This window comes from Amycolatopsis acidiphila, assembly GCF_021391495.1.
Taxonomy (GTDB): domain Bacteria; phylum Actinomycetota; class Actinomycetes; order Mycobacteriales; family Pseudonocardiaceae; genus Amycolatopsis_E; species Amycolatopsis_E acidiphila.
Window position 1 is genome coordinate 1,983,933 of the sequence record NZ_CP090063.1, and the last position, 12,283, is coordinate 1,996,215.

The following is a 12,283-nucleotide window of genomic DNA, read 5'->3' on the forward strand; positions in this document are numbered from 1 at the left end:
CATCTTGGTTCTGCGCACCGCAACCTACCGCGACATACCGCGCGGGCGCTGAATCAAGTAACTGCCTTGGAGGCCAGTAGAGATGCGATTGTTGATCGACACTTCGCAGGTGACGTTCACGGTGGGCCGTGAGGCTCAGCCGAAAACCGACCAGAATGGTGTGCAGCGGGTCGAGCGCAACACCAACATTCCCATGTGGTCCGTGCAGCTGGTTGCCATGGACGACGGCGGGGCTGAGGTGATCACCGTGACCGTGGCGGCTCCGCAGCCGCCGAAGGTTCCGATTGGTTCCCTTGTCACCCCGGTGGCGTTGCAGGCGATTCCGTGGGCACAGAACGGCCGCAACGGTGTGGCTTTCCGCGCTACCGACATCAAGACTGTCACCGGTTCGAAGTCGGGTTCGGGTGCTTCTACTTCCTGAGGAGTGACCCATGCGACGCGTTGACACGCAGTATCCCGTTGATCCGACAGAAGACGCTGAAGAGCCTCGGTTCACCTTTGGCTTGATCCGTGATGTGGCCGGTCTCTTGGCCGACAAGGGCTACCCGAAGGTCGAGAACAGCCAGGACTTCGTCCGGCTTCAGCAAGCGCTGTACGAGTTCTTGTACAGCACCGAATTCTGGCACTACTTCTGATTGATCACGAGAGAGCACGGGACCGGTCTGGTTCTTGGCGGTTCCTGCCCGGACCCGTGCCTCTCGTTCAAAACAACTCCGCCCTGGAGGTGCGAGAGTCGTGGCAAAGTCTATGCGTCGTTCGCGGGGAGCGCGACGGCTCGATGTGATGGAAGTGTGGCACACCCCGAAGCAGTCGTGGGTGGTACTCATCGTCGGCGTGCTCGTGCGCTGGCGCGCCGAGATACTGATCGTTTCGCTCGTGGTGGCGGGGCGTATCTGGCTCGGCCATGAGGTCGGCCCGATGGTGGCGTGGCTGATTTTCGGCGGCGTTGCCTTCGTGATCGTGGTGATTCCGCCGTCGCGGCGGTTCGCGTACGGGCGGTTCTGGTGCCTCGTCGACCGGCATCGGCTACGTACCTGCCTGCGGCAAGCTCGGGCGCGCACGATGAACCTGGACGGCGCGTTGCCGTTCATGCTCTGGGCTCGACCGACCAAGACCGGCGAACGTGTGTGGCTGTGGTCCCGCGCCGGTTCCTCTTCCGGGGACATCGAAGAAGCGCTGGAGTACATCGCGCCGGCCTGCTTCGCCCGTGACGCCCGCCTGCACAAGGTACGGAAGCTGTCGACGCTGTTCGCGGTCGACGTGATCCGGCGTGACCCGCTCGACAAGTCGACTCCGCTTGGCTCGCCGTTGGGCAAGTTGGGCTCGCTGCTGGGTGGTCGAGGTATTCGTGAGAGCGCGGAACCGATCACTGGGGCCACGATCACGCCCCTGCCCGTCAAGCCGCGTGAGAAGAAGACCGATCGCCCGGCTGTGGTCAACGGCGACGACCTATCCGACTACATCGACTGAGGGGCGCGTGATGTTCAAGAAGGACACCATTCCCGTCGCCGGACTGTCCATCTACGACCCGGTTCACCTCGGCATCTACGAGGACGGGCACGGCGTCGACATCGAACTGATCTGGCGGAACATCCTGCTCGCCGGAGAACCCGGCGCTGGCAAGTCGGTCGGGCTGAACAATATCGTCGCGCATGGGGCGCTCTGCCCCGATCTGTCGCTGTGGCTCTTCGACGGCAAGCAAGTCGAACTCGGGCTGTGGCGCGAGGTGGCCGACCTCTTCGTCGGCCCGGACATCGAGGCCGCGTTGCTGGCACTGGAGCGGTTGCAGGCGGAGATGGACCGTCGGTACCGCGAGCTGGACCGTGTGCGGCGGCGGAAGATCGACCGCCGCGACCCCACCGACGTGATCATGCTCGTGATCGACGAACTTGCCCTGTTCTCCGCCACGATGGGCAGCAGGGACCAGCAGGAAAAATTCGTCCGCCTGCTGCGTGATCTCGTGGCACGCGGCCGCGCTGCCGGAGTCATCGTCGTGGCAGCGACACAGCGGCCGTCCGCCGACATCATCCCGACCTCGTTGCGGGACCTGTTTGGCTATCGCCTGGCCTACCGGTGCACCACCGATTCCTCGTCGGACATCATCCTCGGTCGTGGCTGGGTCAGCCAGGGCTATGACGCGTCCACCATCGCCCCGGAAGAACGGGGAGTGGCGCTGCTCCTGGCTGAGGGCGGCATTCCACGCCGCATGAAGACCGCGTACCTCACCGACGCACAGATCTATTCGCTCGTGGATTATGCGCGACAGTTTCACACCAAGAAAACCGTCGCCTGATCCGCAATTTCCGTATTCGTCTTGCAGGAGAGGACTGTCCACAATGCTCACCCCCAGCATTCCCATCGCGACCGACGCGGATCACGTCTGGGTGTTCGTCTCGGCTTCCGGTGGCGCGGTCGATGTGGTTCGGCTCGCGCATATGCCCGGTGCGCCCCGCTTCATCGGGCTACCCATTGAGGCGTTCGACCCGTCCGCCGTGCTGCCCACCTACAGCCCGACCGGCGAACTCGTGACCGGTTTCCGCTGGGCGACCACGGCCGACATCGACACCTACGCCGACCTGTTCACCGCCTGAGGAACCCGTGACCGTCTCGACCATGACTCCGAGCCCCACCACCAAGGCCGTGGTGGGGCTGGGAGCCGTTGCCGAGGCACAACTACGCCGCGAAGTCCTCGCCCGCGCCTCACGGCCCGGCTACTGGTGGTGGCTCGCGCACGTCATGCCCGCCGCTGCCTGCTCCCGGCCTGTCCGGCTCCGGCTGGAAGCCACCTGGGACGACGGCACCACCGAGCAACCCACCGACGACATGCCCGACGGGCGGCTGTACGTCGCGTGCAAGAACCGTCGTGCCTCGGTGTGTCCGGCCTGCGCGGAGACCTACCGGGCCGACACATATCAGCTCGTGAAGGCTGGGCTCGTCGGTGGCAAGGGTGTGCCCGACTCCGTGGCCGAGCACCCGTGCTTCTTCGTCACGCTCACCGCTCCCGCGTTCGGGACCGTGCACACGCGGGTGACCGGCTCAAATGGTGTCCGGCCGTGCCGTCCTCGTCGGTACGCGCCACTGTGCCCGCACGGCCGTTCGACGGAATGCCGGATGCGCCACGCTGAGAACGACCCGTGCGTGGGGGAGCCGTTGTGCCGGGACTGCTACGACTACGACACGCAGGCCGTGTGGAACTTCCACGCGGGGGAGCTGTGGCGGCGGACCACGATCACCCTCAACCGATACCTCGCCACTGCGGCGAAGGACCGGGGCGTCAAGGTCCGGCTCTCGTACGCCAAGGTCGCCGAGTTCCAGCGGCGCGGGACGGTGCACTTCCACGCGCTGATCAGGCTCGATGGCGTCAACCCGAATGATCCGGATACGATCGTGGCGCCGGACGCTTCGATCACGCCGGAGCTGCTGAGCAGCCTCATCGACACCGCTGCCACCGTTACGCGCTTCACCACGGCGTCCCACCCTCGGCATCGCACCGGCTGGACTCTGACCTGGGGCAAGCAGACCGATATCCGTCGGGTCCATCTCAACGCCGGTGACCACGACGACCACGGCGCGCTCACGTCGACCGCCGTGGCGGCGTACCTCGCCAAGTACGCCACCAAAGCCACCGAGGAAGCCGGGCACGTGTCCCGGCGGCTCACCGAGCAGACCGCGAGCATCTACGCCGACCAGGACACCCACCAGGCACGGCAGCTCGTCGCGTGCTGGTACCTCGGACGACGGCCGTTCTACTACACCTCGAAAGCCCAGCGCGAAGCCTGGGACGAGGGCTGGGGTCGCCTCCAGAAGTGGGCGCACATGCTCGGCTACGGCGGCCACTTCTCGACCAAGAGCCGCCGCTACTCCACGACCCTGACGGCACTGCGCGCCGTCCGTAGGGCGTTCCAGCGCGGCGAGAACCACCCCGACGAGAGCGCGCCGGCGGATCTCGACCAGCTCGGTGACGAAGCCGCGGTGACCTTGGATTGGATCTTCGACGGCGTCGGCTGGCTGACGATCGGCGACGCCGCGCTCGCCAATACCGCTGCTGCCAAAGCTCGTGAGCGTAGGCGCATCGCACGCGAAGAGATCGAAACAACTGACCGAGAAAGGATGTGAACCAGTGGAACCCCTGTTGCTCCGTGTCGACGAAGCCGCCCGCCTGCTCGGGATCGGCCGGACACGCGTCTACGACCTCATTCGGCTGGACTTGCTCCAGTCGGTCAAGGTCTTCGGCGCTCGGCGCATTCCCCGCACGGCGCTCGACGCGTACGTGCAGTCACTCATGGACAAGGCGGCGTGATGGCGAAGCGCGCGGCCAACGGCATGGGCACCATCGTGCAGCGCAAGGACGGGCGGTACCAGGCCGCCGTGTACGTGCTCGCGATCGACGGCACCCGGCAGCGGAAGTACGTCTACGGCAAGACCTGGGATGAGGTGAACGACAAGCGGATCGCGCTGCTCGACAACAACCGGAAGGGTGTCCCGTCCATCTCGTCGTCGATGAAGCTCGGCGACTATCTCGACTATTGGCTGGAGAACGTCGTGCGGATCGAGCGGGGACCCGCGACCTACTCCGGTTACGAGGTGGTCGTCCGGCGCTTCCTCAAGCGGCACTTGGGGTCACACAAGCTCAACGCGTTGACGCCAGGCGACGTGCGCGCGCTGCTGGCGAAGCTGCGCAAGGAGAAGACCGTCCACGGCAAGGCCCTGTCCGCGCGCTACGTGCAAAACGTCTTCGAGGTGCTTCGGGGCGTGCTGAACAACGCGGTCAGGGAAGAGTTGGTCGGGCGCAACGTCGCCAAGCTGGTCAAGGCACCTTCGCGTGACCACTTCGAGGTGCGGGTGATGCCGGAACCGGAGGCCCGGCGCTTCCTCCGGCACGTGACGACGCACTGGCTGCACGCGCTGTGGCTGATCATGATCACGACCGGCCTGCGGAAGGGCGAAGTGCTCGGGCTCGCCTGGTCCGACATCAACATGGCGACGGGGGAGCTGCGGGTCCGGCGGACGGTGCAGCGTGTCCGTGGGGAGCTGCTGTTCGGGAAGCCCAAGACGAAGCGGTCTCGTCGGGAGCTCTATCTACCGGCTGTCTGTCTGGTCGCTCTCCGTGCGCATCGGACTGCGACGGCCGAGCGGATGACCGAGCCGCTGAACCCGGCTCCTCGGCAGCCCGATGACCTGGTGTTTGTCACCCGATCGGGGCGAGTCATCGAGCCGAGGAACGTGAACACGATGCTGGATCGCATCCTGAAGAACGCGAAGATCGATCGGAGCCGGGTCCATGACCTACGCCACACCTGCGCGACTCTGCTGCTGATGAACGGGGCGACGCTCCGTGAGGTGATGGAGCTGCTGGGTCACGCCTCGGTCAGCACGACTGGCAACATCTACGGCCACGTTTTGGACGAGGCCAAACGGCGGATGGCCGAGCAGATGAACCGGCTGGCCGACGACAACTGATGTCAGCCGTAGATGTAGACAAGGCCCCGGATGATCTCCAGGGCCTTGTTTCTGCAGCTCCCCCGGTTGGACTCGAACCAACAACCCTTCGGTTAACAGCCGAATGCTCTGCCAATTGAGCTACAGGGGAACGCTCGGTGCCGGCTCGGAGCGCTCCGGGCCAACGAGAAGAAACGATAGCGCACCGCTGATCGCGCTCCGCAAGCACCCCCGGCACCGTGCGGCGGCCTGGGGGACAATGGCGGGACGAGCCGAACAACCGGTGAGGAGGCGGAGGCATGAAGATTTTCCTGCTTGGCGCGGCTGTCGGGTACGTGCTCGGAGCCAAGGCGGGCCGGGCGCGGTACGACCAGATCGTGCGCACGTACCGTAAGGCCGCGGATCACCCGATGGTGCAAGGCGCGGCCGGGGTGGTGCGGGCCAAGGTCGGCGAGAAGGTGGGCGACAAGGTCCCGTTCATCCGCCCGCAGGGCCGCAACGGTCACCGTGTGGGGCAACCCACGGTGACCCGGGCGTAGCACTCAGCGCGACGATCCGGGTGCTCGGCAACGGAGCCGGGCATCCGGGTGCTCCCCCGCTTCGGATCGCCCGTTTCGGTGAAGCGCGGCACGGATGGTCAGCTCGCTCCGCTTCGGATCGCCGCTTTCGGCAAGGCGGCAGGGTGCGAGCCGTTCCGCCGAGCTCCGCTTCGGATCGCCGTTTTCGGTGAAGCGACACCGCCGTCCGCTCGCTTCGCGTCGGATCGGCCTTCTGGCAAACAGCCGGGCGCTCAACCGGGCTTCGGGTCGGCCTTTCGCTGAAGCAGCACGGCACCGACCGTCAGCTCACCCCGCTGGGGACCACCGTTTCTGGTGAAGCAGCACGCGAGAACTTCCCGCTCATCCCGCTTCGAAGCCGTACACGACCCACGGACCGCCGGGGACGTCGTCCTGGGCGGGGAGTTCGACAAAGCCGCACTGCGCGACGAGGCGGCGCGACGCGACGTTGTGCGGCCGGATCACCGCTCGGACCAGCCGAACGCCAGGATCCGCCAGAGCCCTCACCTGCAGAGATTCCAGCGCCGCCCGCGCGTGGCCCCGCCGGCGGTGGGCGGGCTCCACCTCATAGGTCACCTCGACCCGGCGCAATGCATCCGGAGGCCCGTGGAACCCGGCGCGGCCGACGGCCGCCTGCTGGACTTCGTCCCAGACGACGTCGGCGAGCCACGACACGGCGGCCGGGTTCGCCTCGATGCGGTCCCGCGCCCGCCGCCAGCCCGCGATCCATTCGGGCTGCACGAAGTACGGCGTGAGCGGCACCGGCGCCGCCCGGCTCGCGCAGGTGAGATCGCCGTCGGCGAGAGCGCGGATCGCGGCCGCACCGAGCGGAAGCAGGCGCACGGTCATGGCGCAACCGTAAGCGGGCCTCGGTCGGCCTGTCGACGGGATTTCCGCCGATCGTCCTAAATGGATTAACTTCCTGAGGGCGCCACGCTCAGGTCCACGACGCAGAAGGCGTTCCCGTCGGGATCCGCGAGGACGACGAAGTCTGATTCCGGCGGGTACGAATCCCAGTCGACCCGGGTGGCACCGAGGCCGACGAGCCGTTCGATCTCCGCCTCCTGCTCGGCGGTCGTGTCGACGAACAGGTCCAGGTGCAGCCGTGGATGGGTCTGGACCGGCGACTCGCTGCGCATGACCGCGAGCGCGAAGCCCGAGCCGTCCGGGTGCGCCAGCGTCCGCCACGTGTCGCTCGCCCAATCCTGCGTGGCCACAAGGTTCAGAGCGGCGGTCCAGAACTCGGTTGCACGTGCGACGTCTTCCACACCGATCACCGGAAATCCCAGCCTGAGCATGGGGCCAGCTTACGACTCCGCTCGTTTCCCCCTTTTCGCCGAGGAAGCTCGCTGGTGTCCGTCCTGCCCACGAGATTCCGCGAAGGAAAAACACCAGGCCGACAGCACGAACCCCCGGTCCATTACGCCTGGCTCGGCTGTCCGGTCTCCCGCACAGCCGTCCGGTCGGTAGCATCACTGCGCGAGAGGAGGACGCATGGTCCTGCGTGTCGGGGTGCTCGGCGCCGCCTCGGTGGTGCCCATGGCGCTCCTGCGGCCGGCCGCTGCGGAGCCGGACGTCGTGGTCACCGCGATCGCCGCGCGGGATCGGGAGCGTGCTCGCCGGTTCGCCGAGCGGCACGGCATTCCCGAGGTCCACCAGGACTACGCAGCGCTGCTCGCCGACCCTCGCATCGACGCCGTCTACAACCCGTTGCCCAACGGGCTGCACGGCCGGTGGACCATCGCCGCGCTCGAGGCCGGGAAGCATGTCCTCTGCGAGAAACCCTTCACTGCCAACGCGCAGGAGGCCGAGGCCGTCGCGGCAGTCGCCCGTCGGACCGGGCTCGTCGCGATGGAGGCCTTCCACTACCGCTACCACGCACTGACCGCCCGGATGCTCGAACTCCGCGCCGAGCTCGGCCCGGTCCGCCGCATCGACACCTGGTTCGCCTTCCCCCTCCTGCCCGCGAAGAACATCCGCTGGAACCTCGGGCTCGCGGGCGGGGCGACGATGGACGTCGGCTGCTACGCCATGCACCTGTTGCGCACGCTCGCCGGCGCGGAGCCGCGGATCACCTCGGCCACCGCGAAGCTGCGCTACCCCGGCGTGGACCGGTCGATGCGCGCCGAGGCCACCTTCGACGACGGGATGACCGGGTCGATCGACGTTTCCATGCTCTCGCACCGGATCTTCACCGCCGGGGCACGCGTGGTCGGGGAGCGCGGGGCGATGCGGGTCTTCAACCCCTACGCGCCGCAGGCGTTCCACCGCCTCACCATCCGGACCGGGGGCAGGCGGCGGGTCGAGCACGTCGACCGGAAACCCTCGTCCTACGCCGCGCAGCTGCACGCCTTCGCGGGTGCCGTGCTGCACGGGGAACCGGTCGTCACCGGGATCGACGACGCCGTCGCCAACATGCGCGCGCTCGACGCCTGCTACGGCGCCGCAGGGCTGCAGCGCCGGGAACCCACGATCTGATGCGCGCGTTCGTGGTGACCGCGCCGGGCGAAGCGGGCGTGTACGAGGTCGAGCCACCGGGCCCAGCGCCGGGCGAGGTTGTCGTCGACGTCGAGCGGGTCGGGCTTTGTGGCACAGACGTCGAGTTCTTCACCGGCGAGATGCAGTACCTCCACGACGGGCACGCTCGTTTCCCGATGCGGCTCGGGCACGAGTGGGCCGGCACGGTGAGTGCCGTGGGCGAGGGCGTCGATCCGGCCTGGCTCGGCCGCCGCGTCACCGGCGACACGATGCTCGGCTGCGGGCGGTGCCGCCGCTGCCGCGCCGGTTACCAGCACGTGTGCGAGTTCCGGGCCGAGATCGGGATCCGCGGTGGACGGCCGGGCGCCCTGGCCGAGCAGCTGCCCGTGCCGGTCACCGCGCTGCACGCCCTGCCGGAGGCCGTCGATGTCGTCCGAGGCGCCCTGGTCGAGCCCGGCGGCAACGCGCTGCGTGCCGTGCAGGGCGCGAACCTGCGGCCCGGCGACCGGCTGCTCGTGCTCGGACCAGGCACGATCGGCTTGCTCGCGGCGATGTTCGCCCGGGCCGCCGGGGCCGAGGTGCACCTGCTGGGCCTGCCGGGCTCGGCGGACTTCGTGCGCGCACTCGGTTTCGAGCACGCCTGGACCGAGGAGTCGTTGCCACAGCTGCCGTTCGACGCCGTCATCGACGCGTCGAACGCGGCGGCACTGCCCGCGAAAGCACTCGAGCTGGTCGAGCCCGGCAAGCGTGTTGTCTACATAGGACTCGCCGGGAACCCGAGCCCGATCGACACCCGGACGCTCGCACTGAAGGACGTGACGGCTGTCGGCGTGCTCAGCGCGTCGCCCGGGCTCTCGGGTGCGATCGAGCGCTACGCGCGTGGCGCTGTCGACCCACGACCACTCGTCGCCGCGACCGTCGGTCTCGGCGAGGTCGCCTCGGTGCTGGCGGGCCGGCGGTCGGGGCCGGGACCGAAGATCCACGTCGACCCCCGGGAAACCCTGTGGCGGCAGGCGTGATCGTGCTAGTTTCGCAGCCGACCTTGCGAGCGGGGACGAGCTGCGGGAAGAACGATGGCCAAGCGCATTGTGATCTGCTGTGACGGCACCTGGAACACCCTGAGGCAACCCGCGACGACCAATGTGGTCAAGCTCGCGCAGGCGATCGCGAAACAGGACGATCAACTGGTCTTCTACCACGAGGGCGTCGGCACGCGGCCGCACGAGCGCCTGCTCGGCGGGGCGTTCGGCTTCGGCCTGTCCCGCAATGTCCGTTCGGCGTACCGGTTTCTGGCCGAGCACTACGAGCCGGGTGACGAGCTGTTCTTCTTCGGGTTCAGCCGCGGCGCCTACACCGCCCGCAGCACGGTCGGTTTCGTCCGCAACTGCGGAATCCTGCGCCGCGACGAGCTCGACCGGGTCGACGAGGCCTACCAGCTCTACCGCGACCGCGACCCGAGCACGCATCCCACACAGAGCAGGTCGGCGCGCTTCCGCGAGGCCTACGCGTGCGAGGACGTGACGCCGGTCCGGTTCATCGGCGTGTGGGACACCGTGGGCGCGCTGGGCATCCCGCTCAGCGGGCTGCGGCTGATCAACCTCATCAACCGGCGCTGGCAGTTCCACGACACGAAGCTGACCAGCACCGTCGCCGCGGCCTTCCAGGCGCTCGCGATCGACGAGCGGCGCGGGCCGTTCCGCCCCGCGGTCTGGGCGCCGGACGCGGCGGTGCACCAGGAACGCGAACAGGTGTGGTTCGCCGGGTGCCACTCCGATGTCGGCGGCGGCTACCCGGAGCCGACACTGGCCCACATCACGTTGCTGTGGATGGTGGAACGGGCGCAGCGGGCCGGGCTGGTGTTCGAGCCGCACGCGGTCGCCCCGCTCGGTCCCGATGCCGCGCTCGCCCCGGCGCACGATTCGCGGACGTTCTTCTACAAGCTGCTGCGGCCCTACGTCCGGCAGCTGGGCGTGACCGACGAGGCGCACGAGTTCGCGTCGTTCAAGGCCGTGGAGCGCACGAAGCTCGACCCGTCGTACGCGCCGCAGAACCTGCTCGACTACCTGCGGGACAGGCCACAGTATCGCTAGTCGTCCGCGAAGTACTCTCGTGCGCATGGCGGTGACTTCCGAGGTGCGCGAACGCATCCTGATCGTGCGGATCGAGCGCGAAGAGAAACGCAATGCGATCGACGTCGAGACCGCGCTGGGTATCGACGAGGCGCTCAACCGGCTCGACGACGACCCGGAGCTGTGGGTCGGGGTCCTCACCGGCACGCGCACGGTGTTCTCGGCAGGCACCGACCTGAAGAACGGCATGGACGCGCGCACCGAGCGCGGCGGTGAGTACGGCATCATCCGGCGCAAGCGGGTCAAGCCGCTCGTCGCCGCCGTGGAAGGGGTCGCGTTCGGCGGCGGGTTCGAGATCGCGCTCGCGTGCGATCTCGTCGTGGCGTCCCGCAGCGCGCGGTTCGCCCTGCCGGAAAGCCTGCGTGGACTGGTCGCCACGAGCGGGGCGCTGTTCCGGGTGATCCGGGCGCTGCCGTTGCACCTGGCCAAGGAGCTGCTGATCACCGGAGCCGAGCTCAACGCCGAGCGTGCTCACCAGTTCGGGTTCGTCAACCGGGTGACCGAAGCGGGGCAGGCGCTGGAGGGCGCGCTCGCGGTCGCCGAGGAGATCTGCGCGTCGTCCCCGGTCTCGGTGCGCACGACGCTGGCGGCGATCGCCGCGCAGCTGGAGGAGCAGGACCGCAAGGGCTGGGCGGAGACGGCCCGGGCGCAGGAGACGGTCCGCGCCTCCGCCGATATGCAGGAGGGCATCAACGCCTTCTTCGAACGCCGTCCGCCGCGCTGGCAGGGGCGCTGACGGCGTCCGCCCACGATCGGGACATGGCAGGGAAGCAGCAGCTCAGGGCGGTGATGGCTCGAGCTCGCCTGCCGCCGCCCTTCGATCTGTCCGTCGGACGCGGCCCGTGCCGTCGGCGGCGAGACATCGCGCGACCTCATGGAGCCCGCCCGCGAGGTCGCGCGCGAGCTGGCGCGGGCCGGCGAAGTCGAGATCACCCAGCGCGGTCAGGTCCTCGACCCGGACGCCCCATGGCGGGGTCCGATCCGAATGCGGTTGCGCGGGTTACTCGACTGAGTTAATTTCAACTCATGCAAGTACAGGTGGATCTCCAGCCGGAGCTGGGACTGAGTGTCACCGAGGCGGCGCGCCGGGCGCAGATCGTCTCCGCGACCATCGCCACGATCGCCGAACTGGGCTACCGCAAGGCGACGTTCGCCCGGATCAGGGAGCGGGCGGGGCTGAGCAGCACGCGGATCATCGGTTACCACTTCGGCACGAAGGCGGGGCTGATGCAGGCGGTGGTGACCTCGGTGCTGGGGATCAAGGAGAAGTTCCTCGTGGAGCGGGCCGCCGGCACCGCGGACCGGGCCGAGATGCTGCGGGCGCACATCGAGACCGAGGTCGCGTTCCTGCGGGACTGCCCGGAGTGCGTCCGGGTGCTGCGCGAGGTCGCCGCGAACGCCGACGACCCCGACGGCTGGCCGGTGGCAGGGCCGATGCTCAAGGACTTCCAGGCGGGGCAGTTCGAGCGGTTGCTGCGGCAGGGGCAGCAGGAGGGCGTGTTCGGCACGTTCTCCCCGGCGGTCATGGCCCGCACGATCGCGCACGCGATCGACGGCGCGGCCGAGGCGTTCGCGGCGGATCCGTCGCTGGACCTGGACGCGTACGCGAGCGAGCTGGTGGAGACCTTCGAGCGCGCCACTGCCCGACGGTGACCGGAGGTGGGCGACCTTCGAGCGGAC

17 protein-coding genes and 1 tRNA gene are annotated in these 12,283 nt (G+C 68.4%); 15 read left to right on the top strand and 3 right to left on the bottom strand.

Features of this window, described 5'->3' with window-relative positions:
* Nucleotides 1-109 precede the first annotated feature (109 nt).
* The 8 genes from LWP59_RS09705 to LWP59_RS09740 all read left to right on the top strand — a co-directional run bounded on the left by LWP59_RS09705 (nt 110) and on the right by LWP59_RS09740 (nt 5,460).
* Nucleotides 110-421 (top strand): hypothetical protein, encoded by a 312-nt coding sequence (locus LWP59_RS09705; protein ID WP_229857280.1) that lies wholly within the window; start codon nt 110-112, stop codon nt 419-421.
* Between the two features lie 10 nt (nt 422-431).
* The gene (locus LWP59_RS09710; protein WP_144641972.1) at nt 432-635 is read left to right on the top strand and encodes a hypothetical protein; all 204 of its coding nucleotides are present in this window, start codon (nt 432-434) and stop codon (nt 633-635) included.
* A 181-nt stretch (nt 636-816) separates the two neighbouring features.
* The gene (locus LWP59_RS09715) at nt 817-1,470 is read left to right on the top strand and encodes a hypothetical protein (RefSeq protein WP_229857279.1); all 654 of its coding nucleotides are present in this window, start codon (nt 817-819) and stop codon (nt 1,468-1,470) included.
* 10 nt (nt 1,471-1,480) lie between these two features.
* Entirely contained in the window at nt 1,481-2,293 is an 813-nt protein-coding gene (locus LWP59_RS09720) for an FtsK/SpoIIIE domain-containing protein (RefSeq protein ID WP_144641971.1), read from the top strand.
* Nucleotides 2,294-2,336: 43 nt separating this feature from the next.
* Entirely contained in the window at nt 2,337-2,591 is a 255-nt protein-coding gene (locus tag LWP59_RS09725; RefSeq protein WP_229857278.1) for a hypothetical protein, read from the top strand.
* Nucleotides 2,592-2,613: 22 nt separating this feature from the next.
* Entirely contained in the window at nt 2,614-4,116 is a 1,503-nt protein-coding gene (locus LWP59_RS09730) for a replication initiator (RefSeq protein WP_186383372.1), read from the top strand.
* Nucleotides 4,117-4,120: 4 nt separating this feature from the next.
* Complete coding sequence (locus LWP59_RS09735; RefSeq protein WP_144641969.1) at nt 4,121-4,300, top strand: helix-turn-helix domain-containing protein; 180 nt, start codon at nt 4,121-4,123, stop codon at nt 4,298-4,300.
* Nucleotides 4,300-5,460: a tyrosine-type recombinase/integrase gene (locus LWP59_RS09740; protein WP_144641968.1), complete on the top strand. Its 1,161-nt coding sequence runs from the start codon at nt 4,300-4,302 to the stop codon at nt 5,458-5,460. The genes LWP59_RS09735 and LWP59_RS09740 overlap by 1 nt, the downstream gene beginning before the upstream one ends.
* Before the next feature lie 57 nt (nt 5,461-5,517).
* Here the strand turns inward: LWP59_RS09740 and LWP59_RS09745 are convergent.
* Nucleotides 5,518-5,590, bottom strand: a tRNA-Asn gene (locus LWP59_RS09745).
* 148 nt (nt 5,591-5,738) lie between these two features.
* On the opposite strand from LWP59_RS09745, the gene LWP59_RS09750 reads away from it, so the two are divergent.
* The gene (locus LWP59_RS09750) at nt 5,739-5,978 is read left to right on the top strand and encodes a hypothetical protein (protein ID WP_144641967.1); all 240 of its coding nucleotides are present in this window, start codon (nt 5,739-5,741) and stop codon (nt 5,976-5,978) included.
* A 360-nt stretch (nt 5,979-6,338) separates the two neighbouring features.
* On the opposite strand, the gene LWP59_RS09755 is transcribed toward LWP59_RS09750, so the two are convergent.
* Both LWP59_RS09755 and LWP59_RS09760 read right to left on the bottom strand, forming a co-directional pair.
* Nucleotides 6,339-6,845 (bottom strand): GNAT family N-acetyltransferase, encoded by a 507-nt coding sequence (locus tag LWP59_RS09755; RefSeq protein ID WP_222425628.1) that lies wholly within the window; start codon nt 6,843-6,845, stop codon nt 6,339-6,341.
* A 65-nt stretch (nt 6,846-6,910) separates the two neighbouring features.
* Complete coding sequence (locus LWP59_RS09760) at nt 6,911-7,294, bottom strand: VOC family protein (RefSeq protein WP_144641966.1); 384 nt, start codon at nt 7,292-7,294, stop codon at nt 6,911-6,913.
* A gap of 196 nt (nt 7,295-7,490) precedes the next feature.
* Between LWP59_RS09760 and LWP59_RS09765 the strand changes: the two genes are divergently transcribed.
* From LWP59_RS09765 to LWP59_RS09790, 6 genes are all read left to right on the top strand, one after another.
* The gene (locus tag LWP59_RS09765; protein ID WP_144641965.1) at nt 7,491-8,474 is read left to right on the top strand and encodes a Gfo/Idh/MocA family protein; all 984 of its coding nucleotides are present in this window, start codon (nt 7,491-7,493) and stop codon (nt 8,472-8,474) included.
* Nucleotides 8,474-9,493: a zinc-dependent alcohol dehydrogenase gene (locus LWP59_RS09770; RefSeq protein ID WP_144641964.1), complete on the top strand. Its 1,020-nt coding sequence runs from the start codon at nt 8,474-8,476 to the stop codon at nt 9,491-9,493. The genes LWP59_RS09765 and LWP59_RS09770 overlap by 1 nt, the downstream gene beginning before the upstream one ends.
* 54 nt (nt 9,494-9,547) lie before the next feature.
* Nucleotides 9,548-10,564 carry a DUF2235 domain-containing protein gene (locus LWP59_RS09775; RefSeq protein WP_144641963.1) on the top strand — a complete coding sequence of 339 codons (1,017 nt, stop codon included), beginning with the start codon at nt 9,548-9,550 and terminating at the stop codon, nt 10,562-10,564.
* A 25-nt stretch (nt 10,565-10,589) separates the two neighbouring features.
* Nucleotides 10,590-11,339, top strand: coding sequence for an enoyl-CoA hydratase-related protein (locus tag LWP59_RS09780; RefSeq protein WP_144641962.1), 750 nt, complete (start codon nt 10,590-10,592; stop codon nt 11,337-11,339).
* Between the two features lie 84 nt (nt 11,340-11,423).
* Nucleotides 11,424-11,615 carry a DUF3253 domain-containing protein gene (locus LWP59_RS09785; RefSeq protein WP_144641961.1) on the top strand — a complete coding sequence of 64 codons (192 nt, stop codon included), beginning with the start codon at nt 11,424-11,426 and terminating at the stop codon, nt 11,613-11,615.
* Nucleotides 11,616-11,629: 14 nt separating this feature from the next.
* On the top strand, nt 11,630-12,256 hold the full coding sequence (locus LWP59_RS09790) for a TetR/AcrR family transcriptional regulator (protein WP_144641960.1): 627 nt from the start codon (nt 11,630-11,632) through the stop codon (nt 12,254-12,256).
* The last annotated feature ends 27 nt before the right edge of the window (nt 12,257-12,283 follow it).

Coding starts and splice junctions, on each gene's coding strand:
- LWP59_RS09710 (WP_144641972.1), top strand. CDS start 432: ATGCGACGCGTTGACACGCAGTATCCCGTTGATCCGACAGAAGACGCT.
- LWP59_RS09720 (WP_144641971.1), top strand. CDS start 1,481: ATGTTCAAGAAGGACACCATTCCCGTCGCCGGACTGTCCATCTACGAC.
- LWP59_RS09725 (WP_229857278.1), top strand. CDS start 2,337: ATGCTCACCCCCAGCATTCCCATCGCGACCGACGCGGATCACGTCTGG.
- LWP59_RS09730 (WP_186383372.1), top strand. CDS start 2,614: ATGACTCCGAGCCCCACCACCAAGGCCGTGGTGGGGCTGGGAGCCGTT.
- LWP59_RS09740 (WP_144641968.1), top strand. CDS start 4,300: ATGGCGAAGCGCGCGGCCAACGGCATGGGCACCATCGTGCAGCGCAAG.
- LWP59_RS09750 (WP_144641967.1), top strand. CDS start 5,739: ATGAAGATTTTCCTGCTTGGCGCGGCTGTCGGGTACGTGCTCGGAGCC.
- LWP59_RS09755 (WP_222425628.1), bottom strand. CDS start 6,845: ATGACCGTGCGCCTGCTTCCGCTCGGTGCGGCCGCGATCCGCGCTCTC.
- LWP59_RS09760 (WP_144641966.1), bottom strand. CDS start 7,294: ATGCTCAGGCTGGGATTTCCGGTGATCGGTGTGGAAGACGTCGCACGT.
- LWP59_RS09765 (WP_144641965.1), top strand. CDS start 7,491: ATGGTCCTGCGTGTCGGGGTGCTCGGCGCCGCCTCGGTGGTGCCCATG.
- LWP59_RS09770 (WP_144641964.1), top strand. CDS start 8,474: ATGCGCGCGTTCGTGGTGACCGCGCCGGGCGAAGCGGGCGTGTACGAG.
- LWP59_RS09775 (WP_144641963.1), top strand. CDS start 9,548: ATGGCCAAGCGCATTGTGATCTGCTGTGACGGCACCTGGAACACCCTG.
- LWP59_RS09780 (WP_144641962.1), top strand. CDS start 10,590: ATGGCGGTGACTTCCGAGGTGCGCGAACGCATCCTGATCGTGCGGATC.
- LWP59_RS09790 (WP_144641960.1), top strand. CDS start 11,630: ATGCAAGTACAGGTGGATCTCCAGCCGGAGCTGGGACTGAGTGTCACC.